Here is a 17,661-nt window from a genome sequence, read left to right as displayed (position 1 = left end):
GACGATGCTTTCCGTGGGGCCCGTGACCCGGGGGAACCCGGGCGGGACCGGGCGGACAGAGCTAGAGTAACCGAACGATCGGTCGGGACAAGGGGGTCCGCCGCATCTGTGGACAACCCCGTGCGGGAGGATCGCGCACATGACAGCACTGGACCTCAGCAGCCCCGTGGCCGTCGTCGGCGCCGGCACCATGGGCCAGGGCATCGCCCAGGTCGCGCTGGTCGCGGGCCACCCCGTGCGGCTGTACGACGCCGCTCCGGGGCGGGCCCGGGAAGCGGCCGCGGCGATCGGAGCCCGGCTCGACCGGCTCGTCGAGAAGGAGCGCCTGACCGGCGCCGACCGGGACGCCGCCCGCGCGCGGCTGAGCCCGGTCGGGGACGTCGCGGAGCTGGCCGACTGCGCCCTGGTCGTCGAGGCGGTCCTGGAGCGGCTGGACGTGAAGCAGGCGCTCTTCCGCGAGCTGGAGGGCGTGGTCCCCGCGGACTGCCTGCTCGCCACCAACACCTCCTCCCTCTCCGTCACCGCCGTCGCCGGGGCGCTGGAGCACCCCGGCCGCCTGGTCGGCCTGCACTTCTTCAACCCGGCGCCGCTGATGCCGCTGGTCGAGGTGGTCTCCGGCGCCGTCACCGACGTCGCCTCGGCCACCCGCGCGTACGAGACGGCCCGCGCCTGGGGCAAGACGCCGGTGGCCTGCGCGGACACCCCCGGCTTCCTCGTCAACCGCCTGGCCCGGCCCTTCTACTCCGAGGCGTTCGCGCTCTTCGAGGACCAGGCGGCCGACCCGGCCACCATCGACGCGGTGCTGCGCGAGTCGGGCGGGTTCCGGATGGGCGCCTTCGAGCTGACCGACCTCATCGGCCAGGACGTCAACGAGTCGGTCACGCACTCCGTGTGGCGGTCCTTCTTCCGGGACGTGCGCTTCACCCCGTCGCTGGCGCAGCGGCGGCTGGTGGAGTCCGGCCGGCTCGGCCGCAAGACCGGCCGGGGCTGGTACGAGTACGGGGAGGGCGCCGAGCGCCCCGAGCCGCACACCGCCGACCCGGCCTCCCCGCCCGCGTACGTGGTCGCGGAGGGCGGCCTCGGCCCGGCCGGGGAGCTGCTCTCCCTGATCCGCGCGGCCGGCATCGAGGTCCGCGAGGAGCCGGAGGACGAGGGCACGCGGCTGACCCTGCCCGGCGGCGGGGAGCTGGTTCTCGCGGACGGCCAGACCTCGGTGGAGTTCCAGGACGTCGTCTACTTCGACCTCGCCCTGGACTACCGCAGGGCGACCCGGATCGCCCTGTCCGCCTCCCAGGACACCTCCCCGCGCACCCTGGCCGAGGCGACGGGCCTGTTCCAGGCGCTCGGCAAGAAGGTCAGCGTCATCGGCGACGCCCCCGGCATGATCGTCGCCCGGACGGTCGCGCGGATCGTGGACCTGGCGCACGAGGCGCTCGCCAAGGGCGTGGCGACCGAGGGGGACATCGACACCGCGATGCGCCTGGGCGTCAACTACCCGCTGGGTCCGCTGGAGTGGGGCCGCAGGCTGGGCCGGCACTGGGCGTACTCGCTCCTGGAGGACCTGCACCAGCGCGAGCCCGGCGGCCGGTGCGCGCCCTCGCTCGCCCACTACCGGCACGCCCACGCCTCCGGCAAGCGGGACGGCGGAATCTCATGACCACCGCCAGACGCGACACGTACACCCCGGAGACGCTGCTCTCCGTCGCGGTGCGGGTCTTCAACGAGCGCGGCTACGACGGCACCTCCATGGAGCACCTCTCCCGGGCGGCCGGCATCTCCAAGTCGTCGATCTACCACCATGTGGCCGGCAAGGAGGAGCTGCTGCGCCGGGCCGTGAGCCGGGCCCTGGACGGTCTCTTCGGCATCCTGGACGAGGCGCCCGCGCGCGAGGGGAGCGCCGACGGGCGGCTGGAGTACGTGGTGCGGCGCATGGTGGAGGTGCTCATATCCGAGCTGCCCCATGTGACGCTGCTGCTGCGGGTGCGGGGCAACACCGACACCGAGCGGTGGGCGCTGGAGCGGCGGCGGGAGTTCGACCACCGGGTCGCGGAGCTGCTCAGGGCAGCGGCGGCGGCCGGGGAGGTGCGCGACGACGTGGAGGTGCGGCTCGCCACGCGCCTGGTCTTCGGGATGATCAACTCGGTGGTGGAGTGGTACCGGCCCGACGCCCGGGGCGCGGGGGAGCGCGAGGTGGCCGACGCGGTGGCCCGGCTGGTCTTCGAAGGGCTGCGCGGGAGGGCCTGAGCGGAGGGCCTGAGCGGGCCGTGGGCGCCGACTGCGCCCCGCCCCGGCGGCCGTCGCCGTTCCTCCCCGCCGGGCCCCGGCCCGGGTGGCCGGCGCCGTTCCCGTTCCCCGGGGGCCCGCACGGTCCCCGGGCACCTCTGTGCGGCTCCCGCGCGGAGCCCGCCGCCATCCGGGCCCGCGCGCCGTCCCGGGCCTCTTCCCGTCCCCGGGCCTCTTCCCGTCCCCGGGCCTCTCTCCGTCCCCGGGCCTCTCCCCGTCGCCAGGTCTCACTCCGGCCCCGGGCCTCTCTCCGGCTCGCCGCCGGTGGCGGGGCGCGTCCGTCAGCCCTTCGGTTCCAGGTCCTCCGTCTCGAACACCAGCAGGGTGCGGGTGCTCAGCACCTCCGGGATGGCCTGGATGCGGGTCAGCACCAGTTCGCGCAGGGCGCGGTTGTCGGGGGTGTGCACCAGCAGCAGGACGTCGAAGTCGCCGCCCAGCAGCGCGATGTGCGAGGCGCCTGGGAGCTGCCCGAGCTGCTCGCGCACGGTCCGCCAGGAGTTCTGCACGATCTTCAGGGTGATGTACGCCGAGGTGCCCTGGCCGGCCCGCTCGTGGTCGACGCGGGCGCCGAAGCCGCGGATCACGCCGTCCTCGATGAGCCGGTTGATCCGGGAGTAGGCGTTGGCGCGGGAGACGTGCACCCGCTCGGCGACCGACCGTATCGAGGCGCGGCCGTCCGCCTGGAGCATGCGCAGGATGTCCTGGTCGATGGCGTCCAGCGGGCGGGCGGGCGGCAGCCGGGCGGGCTCCTGCGGGCGCGGCGGAGACGCGCCGGACTCCTCCGGCCGGTCGGCCATTTGTTCAGACTCCATGTGCCCCCGCCTTCCCGCCGTGGACGTACTGCGCCCATCACAGGCTGTGGAGAACCGTTTGTCCACAGCCTGGGGCCGCCTGTAGCCAAAATGTGCCGACGACCGAACAATCGGTAGGTGAGGCCCGTCACACCCGTGGCGAGCCCGCAGCCGCTCCCACGAGGAGGTGCCGTCATGACGGTGATGGAGCAGCGGGGCGCGTACCGGCCCACGCCGCCGCCCGCCTGGCAGCCGCGTACCGACCCCGGGCCCCTGCTGCCGGACGCCGAGCCGTACCGGGTGCTCGGCACCGGTGCCGCCGACCGGACCGATCCCCCACTCCTGCGCGCCCTGTACGCCCGCCTGGTCCGCGGCCGGCGGTACAACGCGCAGGCCACCGCCCTGACCAAGCAGGGCAGGCTCGCCGTGTACCCCTCCAGCACCGGGCAGGAGGCCTGCGAGATCGCCGCCGCGCTGGCCCTGGAGGAGCAGGACTGGCTCTTCCCCAGCTACCGGGACACGCTCGCCGTGGTGGCCCGCGGGGTCGACCCCGTCGAGGCCCTCACCCTGCTGCGCGGCGACTGGCACACCGGCTACGACCCCTACGAGCACCGGGTCGCCCCGCTGTCCACCCCGCTGGCCACCCAGTTGCCGCACGCGGTCGGCCTCGCCCACGCGGCCCGCCTCAAGGGCGACGACGTGGTCGCGCTGGCCATGGTCGGCGACGGCGGCACCAGCGAGGGCGACTTCCACGAGGCGCTGAACTTCGCGGCCGTCTGGCGGGCGCCGGTGGTCTTCCTCGTGCAGAACAACGGCTTCGCGATCTCCGTCCCGCTCGCCAAGCAGACCGCGGCGCCCTCGCTGGCCCACAAGGCCGTCGGCTACGGCATGCCCGGCCGCCTGGTCGACGGCAACGACGCCGTCGCCGTGCACGAGGTGCTCACCGGGGCCGTGCGGCAGGCGCGCGAGGGCGGCGGCCCCACCCTGGTGGAGGCCGTCACCTACCGCGTCGAGGCGCACACCAACGCCGACGACGCCACCCGCTACCGGGGCGACGCGGAGGTGGAGACCTGGCGGCGGCACGACCCGGTCGACCTGCTGGAGCGGGAGCTGACCCGGCGCGGGCTGCTCGACGAGGAGGGCGTGCGGGCCGCCCGCGAGGACGCCGAGGCGATGGCCGCCGACCTGCGCGCCCGGATGAACGAGGACGCGGTGCTCGATCCGATGGACCTGTTCGACCACGTCTACGCCGAGCCCACCCCGCAACTGCGCGAGCAGCGAGACCGGTTGCGCGCCGAGCTGGAGGCCGCCGCCGAGGCGGGGCCGGAGGGGGGAGAGCGATGACCACCGTCGCGGCCCGGCCGGCCACCATGGCGCAGGCCCTCACCCGGGCGCTGCGCGACGCCATGGCGGCCGACCCCGGGGTCCATGTCCTGGGCGAGGACGTCGGCACCCTCGGCGGTGTCTTCCGGATCACCGACGGGCTCGCCGCCGAGTTCGGCGACGACCGCTGCACGGACACCCCGCTGGCCGAGGCCGGCATCCTGGGCGCCGCCGTCGGCATGGCCATGTACGGGCTGCGGCCGGTGGTGGAGATGCAGTTCGACGCCTTCGCCTATCCGGCGTTCGAGCAGCTCGTCAGCCATGTCGCCAAGACGCGCAACCGCACGCGCGGGGCGATGGGCCTCCCGCTGACCATCCGCATCCCCTACGGCGGCGGCATCGGCGGGGTCGAGCACCACAGCGACTCCTCCGAGGCGTACTACATGGCGACTCCGGGGCTCCATGTCGTCACGCCCGCCACCGTGGCCGACGCCTACGGCCTGCTGCGCGCCTCCATCGCCTCCGACGACCCGGTGGTCTTCCTGGAGCCCAAGCGGCTGTACTGGTCGAAGGACGCCTGGGACCCGGAGGAGCCGGCGCCGGTCGAGCCGATCGGCCGCGCGGTGGTGCGGCGGCCCGGCCGCAGCGCCACGCTGCTCACCTACGGGCCCTCGGTGGCCGTCTGCCTGGAGGCGGCCGAGGCGGCCCGCTCCGAGGGCTGGGACCTGGAGGTCGTGGACCTGCGCACCCTGGTGCCGTTCGACGACGAGACGGTGTGCGCCTCGGTGCGGCGCACCGGGCGCGCGGTCGTCGTCCACGAGGGCGGCGCCTTCGCGGGCCCGGGCGGGGAGATCGCGGCCAGGGTCACCGAGCGCTGCTTCCATAGGCTGGAGGCGCCCGTCCTGCGGGTCGCCGGGTTCGACGTGCCGTATCCGCCACCGATGCTGGAGCGCCACCACCTGCCCGGCGTGGACCGGATCCTGGACGCCGTGGGGCGGCTGCAGTGGGAGGCGGAGAGCTGATGGCACAGGTGCGGGAGTTCAGGCTGCCCGACCTCGGTGAGGGGCTCACCGAGGCGGAGATCGTGCGCTGGATGGTGGCGGTCGGCGACGTGGTCGAGGTCGACCAGCCCGTCGTGGAGGTGGAGACGGCCAAGGCGATGGTCGAGGTGCCCTGCCCCTACGCCGGCGTGGTCACCGCCCGCTTCGGCGAGGAGGGCGGCGAACTGCCCGTCGGGGCGCCGCTGCTGATGGTGGCGGTCGGCGGCCCCGTGGACGGGGGCGGTCCTTCGACTCCCGGCGCGGACGGTGCCGACGGGGCCGCCGCCACCCGGCCCGGCGGCGCCCCGGAGCCCGGCGGCGGGCCGGGCGCGGGCGGCGCCGGCGGCGTGGACCGGGACGCGGGCGCGGGCGGCGGGGCGGAGCGGCGGGCCGAGGGCTCGGGCAACGTCCTGGTCGGCTACGGCACCTCCGCGGCCCCCGCGCGGCGGCGCCGGGTGCGCCCCGTTGCCGCGGCTCCCGCCCCGGCGCCCGCCGGGGCCCGTGCCCCGGGGGCCGTGCCCGGGCGGACCGACGGCTCGGACGGGGCCGCCGCCCCGGTGCCGGACGGCCCCGTGCCGGTGATCTCCCCGCTGGTGCGGAGGCTGGCCCGGCAGAGCGGCCTGGATCTGCGCGAGCTGTCCGGCTCCGGTCCCGACGGGCTGATCCTGCGGGCCGACGTCGAGTACGCCCTGCGCGCCGCGGCGCACCGCCCGGCCGCCGCGGCGGCCCCCGCACCGGCCCCGGTGCCGGCCGGGGCCGACGGGCGGGCGGTGCCCGACGGGGTGCGCGTCCCCCTCCGGGGCGTCCGGGGCGCCGTCGCCGACAAGCTCTCCCGCAGCCGCCGGGAGATCCCGGACGCGACCTGCTGGGTGGACGCCGACGCGACCGAGCTGATGCGGGCGCGGACCGCGATGAACGCGGCGGACGGCCCCAGGATCGCCCTGGTCGCCCTGCTGGCCCGGATCTGCGTCGCCGCGCTCGCCCGCTTCCCCGAGCTGAACTCCACCGTCGACACCGGGGCCCGCGAGGTGGTCCGGTTCGACCGGGTGCATCTGGGCTTCGCCGCCCAGACCGACCGGGGCCTGGTCGTGCCCGTCGTCCGGGACGCCCACACGCGCGACGCCGAGGGGCTCACCGAGGAGTTCGCCCGGCTGACCGGGGCGGCGCGGGACGGGCGGCTGTCGCCCGCCGACCTGACCGGCGGCACCTTCACCCTCAACAACTACGGGGTGTTCGGCGTCGACGGCTCCACGCCGATCATCAACCACCCCGAGGCGGCCATGCTCGGAGTCGGCCGCATCATCCCCAAACCCTGGGTGCACGAAGGGGAGTTGGCGGTCCGGCAGGTGGTCCAGCTCTCGCTCACCTTCGACCACCGGGTGTGCGACGGCGGCACGGCGGGGGGTTTCCTCCGCTATGTGGCGGATTGCGTGGAGCAGCCGGCGGTGCTTCTGCGCACCCTGTGATCACGCGGGTGCCCCTGCGTTCCCCGGGCCCCACGGGGCACGCATACTCGGGGGGTGACCGCGTACGAGTCCCACGGGGACCCCGGGCGCGCCCCCGCGCCGGACACCGCCCCCGCCGCTCCGGGGACCGCCCCCGCCGCGCCGGGCGACCGGCGGGACGCCGCCCCGGGACCCGGTGCCGCCACCGGGCCGGAGGACGCAGGGGCGGAGGGCGCCGGGGCGGTCGCCGCTCCGGCCGGGTACGACGCCGTGGTGCTCGCCGGGGGCGCCGCCCGGCGGCTGGGGGGAGCGGACAAGCCCGGGGTACGGGTGGGCGGCCGGGCGCTGCTGGACCGGGTGCTCGACGCCTGCGCCGGGGCCCGCGCCACCGTCGTCGTCGCGGACCCCCGGCCCACCGCGCGGCCCGTGACCTGGGCCCGCGAGGAGCCCCCCGGCGGCGGCCCGCTCGCCGCGCTCGCCGCCGGGCTGCGGCACACCACGGCCCCGTACGTCGTGGTCCTCTCGGCCGATCTGCCGTTCCTGGACGCGGCGACCGTCCGGCGCCTGACGGCGCACCTCGCGGCGGGCACCGCCGACGGCGCGCTGCTCACCGACGCCGACGGCCGCGACCAGCCCCTCGTCGCCGTCTATCGCGCCCGCGCCGTCCGCCGCGTCCTCGCGGACCTCGCCGCCGGGGCGGCGGGCCTCGCGGGGCTGCCGGTGCGCCGGCTGACCGGCGCCCTCGACCTCACCCGTGTCCCCGGTGCCGCCGCGTCCTTCGACTGCGACACCTGGGACGACATCGCCATCGCCAGGGCACGCATCAGGGAGCATGGGCACGTGTTGGATGAATGGATCACCGCAGTCAAGGACGAACTGGGCCTCGACCTGGACGTCGACACCACCGTCCTGCTCGATCTCGCCCGTGACGCCGCGCACGGCGTGGCGCGGCCCGCGGCCCCGCTGACCACCTTCCTCGTCGGCTATGCCGCCGCCCTGAACGGTGGCGGGCCGGAGGCCGTCGCCGAGGCCGCCCGCAGGACCACCGCGCTCGCCCTGCGCTGGGCCGAGGAGTCCTCGGACCCGGACCGGGAGACCGGGGCCGCGGGCGCCGCCGGGACCGACGCGGTGCCCGAAGCCGCCCCCCGCACCCGGCCGGACGCCTGATGTCCGCCCCCGGCGCGCGGACCGGCGCGGAGACGGAGGACGACCTCGACGTCGAGGAGGCGCTCGCCCTCGTCCAGTCCCACCCGGGGGCCCGCCCCGGTCACCGTTCCGGCTCCCCCTCCGCCGCTCCGTCCGGCACCCGCCCCGCCGCGTCCGCCGCCGGGGACCCTCCCCCGTCCGCGGGCCCCGCGCAGGGAGCCTCCCCCGCGTCCACCGCCGGGCGCCGCCACCGCGGCACCGCCTGGCCCGAGGCCCGTGCCGTGGCCGCCCGCGCCGTCCGCCCGGGTACCCGTGCCGGGCACCGGGAGCCGGTCTCCGTGCCCCTGGACGCGGTCCTCGGCCTCACCCTGGCCGCGCCGCTCGACGCCCTCACCGACCTGCCGCCCTTCGACACCTCGGCGATGGACGGCTGGGCGGTCGCCGGGCCGGGCCCCTGGACGGTGCGGGACGAGGGTGTCCTGGCCGGTCACGCGGAGCCCGCGCCCCTCGTCGACGGCGAGGCCGTCCGCATCGCCACCGGCGCCCGGGTCCCCGCGGACGCCACCGCCGTGCTGCGCAGCGAGCACGGGCGCGGCGACACCCAGGGGCGGCTGCACCCGGTCCGCGAGGTCGTCCCCGGCCAGGACATCCGCCCGCGCGGCCAGGAGTGCCGCAGCGGCGACCGGCTGCTGCCCGCCGGCACCGTGGCGACCCCGGCGGTGCTGGGCCTCGCGGCGGCGGCCGGGTACGACACGCTGGCCGCCGTGCCGCGCCCCCGCGTCGACGTGCTCGTCCTCGGCGACGAACTGCTCGGCACGGGTCTGCCCCACGACGGGCTGATCCGCGACGCCCTCGGCCCGATGCTGCCGCCCTGGCTGCGCGCGATGGGCGCGGAGACCGGCGGGGTGGAGCGGGTGGGCGACGACCCCGAGGCCCTGCACCGGGCGATCACCGGCTCCCGCGCCGAACTGGTGGTCACCACCGGCGGGACCGCGGCCGGACCCGTCGACCACGTCCATCCGACGCTGCGCCGGATCGGCGCCGAACTGCTGGTGGACGGCGTCGCCGTGCGCCCCGGCCATCCGATGCTGCTGGCCCGCCTCCCGGACGGCCGCCATCTCGTCGGGCTGCCGGGCAACCCGCTCGCCGCCGTCTCCGGCCTGCTCACCCTGGCCGAGCCGCTGCTGCGCGCCCTCACCGCGCGGCCGGTGCCGGAGCCGTACACGCTGCCGCTGGGGGACGCCGTGCAGGGGCACCCCCGGGACACCCGGCTCGTCCCCGTCGTCCTGCGCGGCGACCGGGCCCTGCCGCTGCGCTACAACGGTCCCGCCATGCTGCGCGGTATCGCGGCGGCCGACGCGCTGGCCGTCGTCGCGCCGGGCGGCGCGCGGTCGGGGCAGGAGACGGAACTGCTCGACCTTCCCTGGGCCACCGGCGGAATCGGAGTGTGTTTCACGTGAAACTCCCGGGTCAGGACGCGATTGCCCGGCAGGCGGACGAGCATCTGGTGACCCATCGGGTGGCGCTCCCCCGGAAGATGGTGGAGCACCCCATCCGGCAGGTCGGCAAGCGGCTGCTGATGGCCCTGCTGGTCCTGGTGGCGACGGCGCTCATCGTCTACGTCGACCGCGAGGGCTACAACGACAGCTCCGACACCAGCCTCGATCTCCTCGACAGCTTCTACTACGCCACTGTCACCCTCTCCACCACCGGGTACGGCGATGTCACGCCCGTCAGCGACTCCGCCCGGCTGACCAACATCTTCGTCATCACGCCCCTGCGGGTGCTGTTCCTGATCATCCTGGTCGGCACCACGCTGGAGGCCCTCACCGAACGCACCCGGGAGGAATGGCGACTGAACCGCTGGAGGTCCACCTTGCGTGACCACACCGTCGTCATCGGCTTCGGCACGAAGGGGCGCTCGGCGCTCCGGACCGTCTGCGCGACCGGACTGCGCAAGGAGCAGGTGGTCGTCGTCGACCCCAGCGGCAAGGCGATCGAGGCGGCGAACGCCGACGGCTTCGCGGGCGTCATCGGCGACGCGACCCGCAGCGATGTGCTGCGGCGGGCCGAGGTGCAGCGGGCCCGGCAGATCATCATCGCCACCCAGCGCGACGACACGGCGGTCCTGGTGACTCTGACGGCCCGGCAGATCAACCGGGGGGCGAAGATCGTGGCGGCGGTCCGCGAGGAGGAGAACGCGCCGCTGCTGAAGCAGTCCGGCGCGGACGCGGTGATCACCAGCGCCAGCGCCGCCGGGCGGCTGCTCGGGCTCTCCGTGCTCTCCCCGGCCGCCGGCATGGTCATGGAGGACCTGATCAGCCAGGGCAGCGGGCTCGACCTCGTCGAACGGCCGGTGATAAAGGCCGAGGTCGGCAAGAGCCCGCGCGAGCTGGACGAACTGGTGGTGAGCGTGGTGCGCGGCCACCGGGTGCTCGGCTACGACGACCCGGTGGTCGGCGACCTGGAGCTGACGGACCGCCTGATCACCATCGTCCGCGCCACCCCGGCCACCCATGTCACCCCGGACACCCGGCCGCTGCCGCTCGACTGACCGCGCCGCCGGGCGCGGGGCCGCCGGAACGCGGGGAGTAGCGTCGGTGCCATGCATGCGATCACGATTCCCGAACCCGGCGGCCCCGAGGCCCTGGTCTGGGCCGAGGCCCCCGATCCGGTGCCCGGCGAGGGCGAGGTCCTGGTCGACGTGGCGGCCAGCGCCGTCAACCGCGCCGACATCATGCAGCGCCTGGGCCTCTACGACCCCCCGCCCGGCGCTTCCGTCCACCCGGGGCTGGAGTGCTCCGGCACGATCGCCGCGCTGGGCCCGGGGGTGTCCGGCTGGGCCGTCGGCGACGAGGTGTGCGCCCTGCTGTCGGGCGGCGGCTACGCCGAGCGGACCGTGGTGCCCGTCGGGCAGCTCCTGCCGGTCCCCGAGGGCCTCGGACTGACGACGGCGGCGGCCCTGCCCGAGGTGGTCTGCACCGTCTGGTCCAACGTCTTCATGGTCGCCCACCTCCGCCCCGGCGAGACGCTGCTGGTGCACGGCGGTTCCAGCGGCATCGGCACCATGGCGATCCAGCTCGCCAAGGCCGTGGGCGCGACGGTCGCGGTGACCGCGGGCACGGCGGAGAAGCTGGAGCGCTGCGCCGGACTGGGCGCCGACATCCTGATCAACTACCGTGAGCAGGACTTCGTCGCCGAGATCGAGAAGGCCACCGCCGGCGCGGGCGCCGATGTGATCCTCGACAACATGGGCGCCAAGTACCTGGACCGCAACGTCCGCGCCCTCGCCGTCAACGGGCGGCTCGCGATCATCGGTATGCAGGGCGGGCGCAAGGGCGAGCTGGACATCGGCGCGCTGCTCACCAAGCGCGCCGCGGTCAGCGCGACCTCGCTGCGGGCCCGTCCACTGGAGGAGAAGGCGGCCATCGTGGCGGCGGTGCGCGAGCACGTCTGGCCGCTGGTGGAGGGCGGCCGCGTCCGCCCGGTCGTCGACCGCGAGCTGCCGATGCGGGAGGCCGCCGAGGCCCACCGGATCGTGGAGGCGAGCGGCCACATCGGCAAGGTCCTGCTGGTCAACGCCGTCTGACCGCGTGCCCGCCCCGCCGCGAGCCCTCGCGCCGGGCGGGGCGGGCACGACACCGTTGACGCGGCCCTCGGCCTTCGGGTCCCGGCCCCGGCCCCGGCCTGCGGGTCCCGCCCCGGCCTCGGCCCCGGCCTCGGGTCCCGGCCCCGGCCCCGGCCTGCGGGTCCCGCCCCGGCCTCGGCCCCGGCCTCGGGTCCCGGCCCCGGCCCCGGCCTCGGGTCCCGGGCCTCGGGCCTCGGGCCTCGGGTCCCCGGCTCCCGGCCTCCGGTCCCTGGCCTCCGACCCCGGCTCCCGGCTCCCGGCCTCCGGTCCCTGACTCCCGGCCTTCAGCCCCCGGCTCCCGGCTCCCGGCTCCCGGCCCCGACCTCGGTCGCAGGCGCCCGACTCCGGTTCCTCGCCTCCGGCCCCCGGCGCCCGGCCCCGAACCCAGTCCCCGGCTCCCAGCCGCTGGACCCGGCCTCGGCTCCCGGTGCCCGGCCGCCACACCGGGGCGCGCCGTCCTGTCCCCCGGCGGTGCCGTCCCGTGTCCCCGGCCCGGACTAGGAACGGCGCAGGCGCAGGCCGAGGCAGGCGATGCCCAGGCCCAGGCCGATCAGCACCAGCCCGCTGCCCAGCGGCAGCAGCCGCAGGGCGGGACCGGCGGGTTGCGGAGCGGTGACCCGAGTCCCGTCCCGCGCCGAGGCCCGGGCGTCGGGGGCCGGGGTGTCCGGCGTCGGCGTGGGCGCGGCGGAGGGGGCGAGGACGGCCGCGCCGGGCGGCACGGCGCCGTCGGGACGGCCGGGACCGTCAGGGGTGTCGACGCCACCGTCGGGCAGGGGCCGCGCGCCGGGGCCGTCGGGGGAGGTTCCCGTCCCGGGGCCGTCCCGCTCCGGTTCCGGTGCCGCGGACCGTCCCGGGCGCTCCCGGCCCTCGCCCGGGGCGCTCCCCGCCCGCGAGGGCGCGGTGGCCGGGGCGGAGGGCGCGGCGGAGTCCCGCGCGGGCCGGTCGTCGCCCTCGTTGGCGGGGCCGGTGACGGGGCGGTGCGCCCCGCCGGTCCCCGGGCCGTCGTCGGAACGGCCGCCGGAGCCGTCCTCCGGGTCCGCGGGTTTCCGCCCGCCCCGGCCCTCGTGATCGTCGTGCCCCGTGCCGTCCGGTCCCGTTCCCGGGTCCCGGCCCGTGCGGCCGCCGGGGTGCCCGGGGTCCGGCCGGTCGCCCCGGTAGGCCCCATCAGCGGCATCGGCCCCGTCGGCGGCCTCGGCGAGCCCGGCGGCTCCCCCGGGTCCGGGACCGGTGACCGGCACGGCGGCCACGGCGGCGGCCCGGGGCACGGCCACGGTGGTTCGGGGCACGGCCACGGCGGTTCGGGGCACGGGCGCGTCGGCGGGCGCGGCGCCCGCCGGGAACGGCGTCAGGGCGGCGCTCAGCGCCAGCACCCCCGTCGTCAGCACCCCCGCCAGTCCCGTGGTGCGCGGTGCGCACAGCCATGGAGTCACCGCGTGACCCCCTCCCGGTCCGCAGTCGTCCAGCAGGCGGCGTCGACATCGACGCCTTCCAGCCTCACACCGTTCGGCGAGTCCGGCATTCCGGATACCCCCGTACGCGGCCGGTGACCGGCCCGGCCCTTCTCCGGGGGACCCGGCCCGGCGCGCGCCCCGGGTGCGAGAGAATGGCCGTATGGAGATGCCGAGGAACGACAGGTCGCCGGAGAAGCCCCAGATCCTGGTCGTCGGCCAGGACGGAATGGCGCTGAGCGGTGGCGGTGGTGACGGAGACGAGGAGCCCCGCGAGATCCCGGTGACGGAGCAGGTCGAGCAGCCTGCCAAGGTCATGCGGATCGGCAGCATGATCAAGCAGTTGCTCGAGGAGGTGCGTGTCGCCCCCCTGGACGAGGCGAGCCGGGCCCGGCTCAAGGAGATACACGCCAGCTCGGTGAAGGAGCTGGAGGACGGGCTGGCCCCGGAACTGGTCGAGGAGCTGGAGCGGCTCTCGCTGCCCTTCACCCACGACGCCACCCCGACCGACGCCGAGCTGCGCATCGCTCAGGCCCAGCTCGTCGGCTGGCTGGAGGGCCTGTTCCACGGCATCCAGACCACGCTGTTCGCCCAGCAGATGGCCGCGCGCGCCCAGCTGGAGCAGATGCGCCGCGCCCTGCCGCCGGGTGTCGGACACGAGGGCGGTGACGAGCCGCACCCGGGCGGCCGCTCGGGCGGCCCCTACCTCTGACCGAGACGACCCCCACCGACCCGGAAGGGCCCGGCGCCGACGGCGGCCGGGCCCTTCGTCACGTCCGGGGCACGGGCCCGGCCCGCCGGGGCCGGTACCCGGCGCACGGCCGTACGGACCGGGACCGGCGTACGGACAGGGACCGGGGCACTGCCGCGGCCGGCGTACGGGCCGTCGCGTCTACCGGCCGTCGCGCGGGCGGGCTCAGGCGGAGGGCGGGTTGCCCGTGGAGACGTTGAACAGGATCTGCGGCATCTTCTCCGGGTCCACGTCGGTGCCCGGGGCGGGGAACTGCTCGCGGACCGAGCCCTCGCCGTAGGTGTTCTCGTCGACGGACACCGTCTTCATCGTCCAGCCGGCGGCGTTGAAGCACTCCTTGACCGACTTGATGTACTTGAACGTGAAGTCCGGGAGCCTGATCTTGTCGGGGTCGTTGTACGACTCCTGCGGCTCCGTGCACTCGTCGGTGTCGATGGTCTTCGTCGTGTCCGGCCCCCGGTACCCGCTCGCCTTCGTCGGCGTGGGCGAGGCGCTGGTCGTGGCGCGGCCGGCCTCGGGGTCGTCCTTCTTGTCGTTGTTGTTCATCAGGAGCGCCCCGATCAGGGCGCCGACCGCGATCACCGCGACCCCGACGGAGCCGATGATCACGCGCTTGCCGCCCCGGCCGCCGCCCCGCGGGCCGGACGGCGGCTCGGCGGCGGTGGTGTAGGGCGGGGGCGTCGGGACGGCCTGCGCCGGCGCGTACGCCGCGGGGCCGGGCGCCGGGTAGCCGCCCTGCTGCGGATAGCCGTAGGAGGGGGCGGGCGCCGGGCCGCCGTACGGGCCCGGCGCGGGCGCCGGCTGATAGGGCGTGTGGACGGGTCCCGCGGGCGCCGCTGCCGTCCCGTCGACCGGCGGGAACACCGCGGAGCCGACGCCGGCACCGCTCGACATGGGCGCGCCGGGGACGATGCTGGGCGGGGCGGCCCGGAAGGACGCGGCCACCCGCAGGCACTCGTCGCGCATCGCCTCGGCGCTGGGGAAGCGCTCGTTGGGGTTCTTCCTCAGCGCGCGGGCGACCAGCGCGTCGACCGCCGGGGGCAGCGCCCGGTTGACGGAGGACGGAGCCACCGGCTCCTCCTGCACGTGCGCGTACGCGATGGCCAGCGGCGAGTCGGCGTCGAACGGCAGCCGCCCGGTGACGAGCTGGAAGAGCATGATGCCGACCGAGTACAGGTCGGAGCGGGCGTCCACACCGCGGCCGAGGGCCTGTTCGGGCGAGAGGTACTGCGGGGTGCCGACGACCATGCCGGTCTGGGTCATGGAGGTCACGCCGGACTGCATGGCGCGGGCGATGCCGAAGTCCATCACCTTGACCACACCGCGCTTGGTGATCATCACGTTGCCCGGCTTGATGTCCCGGTGGACCAGGCCCATCTCGTGGCTGATCTCCAGGGCGGCCAGCACGTCGGCGGTGACCCCGAGGGCCTGGTCGGCGGGCATCGCACCCTGCCGCCGCACGGCCTCGTCGAGCACCGAGCCGAGCGGCCGGCCCTCGACGTACTCCATGACGATGTACGGCGTGGTCATGCCGTCCAGATCGTCCTCGCCGGTGTCGAAGACCGAGACGATGTTGGTGTGCGTGAGCTTCGCCACGGCCTGGGCCTCGCGGCGGAAGCGCTCGCGGAACGCCGGTTCGCGGCCGAGTTCGGTGTGCAGGGTCTTGATGGCCACCTGGCGGTCCAGGACCGAGTCGTACGCGAGGTGCACCGAGGCCATGCCGCCCTCGCCGAGCAAGTCGCGGAGCTGGTAGCGGGTACCGGCGAAGGTCCGCCCCGCGTACCGGCCCTGTCCGGCGTCCTGGCTCATCTCTGCGTCCCCCATCGGCGCCGGCGCCGGTGCGGCGGCGGCCCGCGCGACTGTTGATCGAAAGTGTTATTCCCGGCCAAGTCTGCCCCAGGCCACTGACACGTCAAGCGCGGTGCCCGTTCCGTGACCGTACGCGAAAGAAGCGTCGCGGAAGCGTTACAGCCGCGGCGGGAACCCCGTGCGCGATTTGCGCGGCGGTGCGCGACCGGGGTTTCATGACCGGTCCGTCTCGTACCGGTTCCGGGCGGCCGTCCCGCACCGGAGGCTCGCGGGAAGGCTGTAGCGTGGCCGACGGAGACCGTGACAACACCGCGCGCACCGCGGGCAGAAACGACGGCGAGGACTGATGGCACAGCAGCAGCGCGCCCAGGGCCCGTCCGATCCCGAGGCCACCGGCGGCGGTATGTCTGACGCGCCGGAGAGCTGGGGGAACGGCGGACTGGTCGGTGACGGCCGGTACCGGCTGACCCGCAGGCTCGGGCGGGGCGGTATGGCCGAGGTGTTCGCCGCCGAGGACGTGCGCCTGGGGCGCACCGTGGCGGTCAAGCTGCTGCGCGCCGACCTCGCCGAGGACCCCGTCTCCAAGGCCCGCTTCACGCGTGAGGCCCAGTCGGTGGCCGGGCTCAACCACCATGCCATCGTGGCGGTCTACGACTCCGGCGAGGACATGGCCGGCGGCCAGTCCGTGCCGTACATCGTGATGGAGATCGTCGAGGGGCGGACCATCCGCGACCTCCTCATCAACGCCGAAGCCCCGGGCCCCGAGCAGGCGTTGATCATCGTCTCCGGTGTGCTGGAGGCGCTCGCCTACTCGCACCAGCACGGCATCGTGCACCGCGACATCAAGCCCGCCAACGTCATCATCACGGACAACGGCGCGGTCAAGGTGATGGACTTCGGCATCGCCCGCGCCCTGCACGGCGCGTCCACGACCATGACGCAGACCGGCATGGTCATGGGCACCCCCCAGTACCTCTCCCCGGAGCAGGCGCTCGGCAAGGCCGTCGACCACCGCTCCGACCTGTACGCCACGGGCTGTCTGCTGTACGAACTGCTCGCGCTGCGCCCCCCGTTCACCGGGGAGACCCCGCTGTCGGTGGTCTACCAGCACGTCCAGGACATCCCGACGCCGCCGTCCGAGGTGTCCGACGCGGTCCCGCCGGAGCTGGACGGGCTGGTGATGCGCTCGCTGGCCAAGGAGCCCGACGACCGCTTCCAGACCGCCGAGGAGATGCGCGGGCTGATCCAGTACGCCCTGCAGATGCTCTACGAGCAGGGCGGCCACACCGGCACCTGGAACACCGGCCCGGTGCTGTCCCACGACGGCCGGCACACCCCGGCGGGCGGCATGGCGGGCACCACCGTCCTGCCGCACGCCGACCACGGCCAGGGCACCACCCAGATCCCGCAGCCGATCCTGCCGGGCGGCTACGGCGGCGGTGACGACGGCGGCTTCGAGGGCCACGGCAACAAGGGCAGCGGCCGGGGCAAGCTCTGGATCCTGGCCGCCCTCGCGGTGGTCGCCGTGGTCGCGGGCGTCGCGCTGGCGCTGAACGGCAAGGACCCGGCCGGCGGCGGGGGGACGAAGACCACCCAGTCCCCCACGGCCACCAAGACCACCGAGGAGGAGCGGCCCAGCGAGACGCCGACCGACGAGGAGACCCGGGAGACCACCGGGCCGGGCACCGGCACCGACCGGGGCAACGGCAGCTCGGGCGGCGGCTGGACGCAGCCGTCCTACACCCCCTCGTACACGCCGACGCAGCCCTCGACCGGTGGCGAGCCCACGGGCGATCCGACGGACGAGGAGACCACCCAGGTCCCGCCGCCCGAGGAGACGCAGGGCGGCGGCGGGACCACCCCCGGCGACGGTGAGACGCCGGGCGGCGGCGGCGAGGCCACGGGCGGCGGCGGGGGCGAGACGCCCGGCACCGGCGGCAGCGGCGGCGGCGGTGTCGAGACGCCGGGCGGCGGGGAGATCGACCTCCCCTGAGCCC

The 17,661-nt window shown here is 75.9% G+C and carries 14 protein-coding genes; 11 read left to right on the top strand and 3 right to left on the bottom strand.

Translation table 11 applies throughout. From position 1 onward, the window contains the following. Nucleotides 1–139: 139 nt before the first annotated feature. The gene (locus ACZ7LB_RS04980; protein ID WP_471465422.1) at nucleotides 140–1,657 is read left to right on the top strand and encodes a 3-hydroxyacyl-CoA dehydrogenase; all 1,518 of its coding nucleotides are present in this window, start codon (nucleotides 140–142) and stop codon (nucleotides 1,655–1,657) included. Continuing rightward, nucleotides 1,654–2,244 carry a TetR/AcrR family transcriptional regulator gene (locus ACZ7LB_RS04975; RefSeq protein ID WP_471465421.1) on the top strand — a complete coding sequence of 197 codons (591 nt, stop codon included), beginning with the start codon at nucleotides 1,654–1,656 and terminating at the stop codon, nucleotides 2,242–2,244. The genes ACZ7LB_RS04980 and ACZ7LB_RS04975 overlap by 4 nt, the downstream gene beginning before the upstream one ends. 320 nt (nucleotides 2,245–2,564) lie before the next feature. On the opposite strand, the gene ACZ7LB_RS04970 is transcribed toward ACZ7LB_RS04975, so the two are convergent. Then, nucleotides 2,565–3,095, bottom strand: a complete 531-nt coding sequence (locus ACZ7LB_RS04970) for an Lrp/AsnC family transcriptional regulator (RefSeq protein WP_471465420.1) — start codon at nucleotides 3,093–3,095, stop codon at nucleotides 2,565–2,567. A 174-nt stretch (nucleotides 3,096–3,269) separates the two neighbouring features. On the opposite strand from ACZ7LB_RS04970, the gene pdhA reads away from it, so the two are divergent. The 7 genes from pdhA (at nucleotide 3,270) to ACZ7LB_RS04935 (ending at nucleotide 11,617) form a co-directional block, all read left to right on the top strand. Beyond that, nucleotides 3,270–4,418, top strand: a complete 1,149-nt coding sequence (gene pdhA, locus ACZ7LB_RS04965; RefSeq protein WP_471465419.1) for a pyruvate dehydrogenase (acetyl-transferring) E1 component subunit alpha — start codon at nucleotides 3,270–3,272, stop codon at nucleotides 4,416–4,418. Then, the gene (locus ACZ7LB_RS04960) at nucleotides 4,415–5,419 is read left to right on the top strand and encodes an alpha-ketoacid dehydrogenase subunit beta (protein WP_471465418.1); all 1,005 of its coding nucleotides are present in this window, start codon (nucleotides 4,415–4,417) and stop codon (nucleotides 5,417–5,419) included. Before pdhA ends, ACZ7LB_RS04960 begins: the two co-directional genes overlap by 4 nt. Beyond that, nucleotides 5,419–6,903, top strand: coding sequence for a dihydrolipoamide acetyltransferase family protein (locus ACZ7LB_RS04955; RefSeq protein ID WP_471465417.1), 1,485 nt, complete (start codon nucleotides 5,419–5,421; stop codon nucleotides 6,901–6,903). Before ACZ7LB_RS04960 ends, ACZ7LB_RS04955 begins: the two co-directional genes overlap by 1 nt. 252 nt (nucleotides 6,904–7,155) lie before the next feature. Then, nucleotides 7,156–8,049, top strand: coding sequence for an NTP transferase domain-containing protein (locus ACZ7LB_RS04950; protein WP_471465608.1), 894 nt, complete (start codon nucleotides 7,156–7,158; stop codon nucleotides 8,047–8,049). Then, nucleotides 8,049–9,488, top strand: coding sequence for a molybdopterin molybdotransferase MoeA (locus tag ACZ7LB_RS04945; protein ID WP_471465416.1), 1,440 nt, complete (start codon nucleotides 8,049–8,051; stop codon nucleotides 9,486–9,488). Before ACZ7LB_RS04950 ends, ACZ7LB_RS04945 begins: the two co-directional genes overlap by 1 nt. Next, the gene (locus ACZ7LB_RS04940; RefSeq protein ID WP_471465415.1) at nucleotides 9,485–10,582 is read left to right on the top strand and encodes a potassium channel family protein; all 1,098 of its coding nucleotides are present in this window, start codon (nucleotides 9,485–9,487) and stop codon (nucleotides 10,580–10,582) included. The genes ACZ7LB_RS04945 and ACZ7LB_RS04940 overlap by 4 nt, the downstream gene beginning before the upstream one ends. 51 nt (nucleotides 10,583–10,633) lie before the next feature. Further along, complete coding sequence (locus ACZ7LB_RS04935) at nucleotides 10,634–11,617, top strand: NAD(P)H-quinone oxidoreductase (RefSeq protein ID WP_471465414.1); 984 nt, start codon at nucleotides 10,634–10,636, stop codon at nucleotides 11,615–11,617. 536 nt (nucleotides 11,618–12,153) lie between these two features. On the opposite strand, the gene ACZ7LB_RS04930 is transcribed toward ACZ7LB_RS04935, so the two are convergent. Further along, nucleotides 12,154–13,086, bottom strand: coding sequence for a hypothetical protein (locus ACZ7LB_RS04930; RefSeq protein WP_471465413.1), 933 nt, complete (start codon nucleotides 13,084–13,086; stop codon nucleotides 12,154–12,156). Nucleotides 13,087–13,267: 181 nt separating this feature from the next. On the opposite strand from ACZ7LB_RS04930, the gene ACZ7LB_RS04925 reads away from it, so the two are divergent. Then, nucleotides 13,268–13,816 carry a bacterial proteasome activator family protein gene (locus ACZ7LB_RS04925; RefSeq protein WP_471465412.1) on the top strand — a complete coding sequence of 183 codons (549 nt, stop codon included), beginning with the start codon at nucleotides 13,268–13,270 and terminating at the stop codon, nucleotides 13,814–13,816. A 204-nt stretch (nucleotides 13,817–14,020) separates the two neighbouring features. On the opposite strand, the gene ACZ7LB_RS04920 is transcribed toward ACZ7LB_RS04925, so the two are convergent. Next, the gene (locus tag ACZ7LB_RS04920; protein WP_471465411.1) at nucleotides 14,021–15,664 is read right to left on the bottom strand and encodes a protein kinase domain-containing protein; all 1,644 of its coding nucleotides are present in this window, start codon (nucleotides 15,662–15,664) and stop codon (nucleotides 14,021–14,023) included. Between the two features lie 346 nt (nucleotides 15,665–16,010). Here ACZ7LB_RS04920 and ACZ7LB_RS04915 point away from each other — a divergent pair, with 346 nt between their 5' ends. Next, the gene (locus tag ACZ7LB_RS04915) at nucleotides 16,011–17,657 is read left to right on the top strand and encodes a protein kinase domain-containing protein (protein WP_471465410.1); all 1,647 of its coding nucleotides are present in this window, start codon (nucleotides 16,011–16,013) and stop codon (nucleotides 17,655–17,657) included. Nucleotides 17,658–17,661 lie beyond the last annotated feature (4 nt).

The organism is Streptomyces sp. NPDC107521 (genome assembly GCF_055598485.1).
The sequence above is the reverse complement of the archived record's forward strand: the minus strand, read 5'-3'. Positions and strand labels throughout refer to the sequence as shown.

Bases quoted from the DNA above. Each gene is read 5' to 3' on its own strand.
- ACZ7LB_RS04980 (WP_471465422.1), top strand. From the start codon at position 140: ATGACAGCACTGGACCTCAGCAGCCCCGTGGCCGTCGTCGGCGCCGGC.
- ACZ7LB_RS04975 (WP_471465421.1), top strand. From the start codon at position 1,654: ATGACCACCGCCAGACGCGACACGTACACCCCGGAGACGCTGCTCTCC.
- ACZ7LB_RS04970 (WP_471465420.1), bottom strand. From the start codon at position 3,095: ATGGAGTCTGAACAAATGGCCGACCGGCCGGAGGAGTCCGGCGCGTCT.
- pdhA (WP_471465419.1), top strand. From the start codon at position 3,270: ATGACGGTGATGGAGCAGCGGGGCGCGTACCGGCCCACGCCGCCGCCC.
- ACZ7LB_RS04960 (WP_471465418.1), top strand. From the start codon at position 4,415: ATGACCACCGTCGCGGCCCGGCCGGCCACCATGGCGCAGGCCCTCACC.
- ACZ7LB_RS04955 (WP_471465417.1), top strand. From the start codon at position 5,419: ATGGCACAGGTGCGGGAGTTCAGGCTGCCCGACCTCGGTGAGGGGCTC.
- ACZ7LB_RS04945 (WP_471465416.1), top strand. From the start codon at position 8,049: ATGTCCGCCCCCGGCGCGCGGACCGGCGCGGAGACGGAGGACGACCTC.
- ACZ7LB_RS04935 (WP_471465414.1), top strand. From the start codon at position 10,634: ATGCATGCGATCACGATTCCCGAACCCGGCGGCCCCGAGGCCCTGGTC.
- ACZ7LB_RS04925 (WP_471465412.1), top strand. From the start codon at position 13,268: ATGGAGATGCCGAGGAACGACAGGTCGCCGGAGAAGCCCCAGATCCTG.
- ACZ7LB_RS04920 (WP_471465411.1), bottom strand. From the start codon at position 15,664: ATGAGCCAGGACGCCGGACAGGGCCGGTACGCGGGGCGGACCTTCGCC.
- ACZ7LB_RS04915 (WP_471465410.1), top strand. From the start codon at position 16,011: ATGGCACAGCAGCAGCGCGCCCAGGGCCCGTCCGATCCCGAGGCCACC.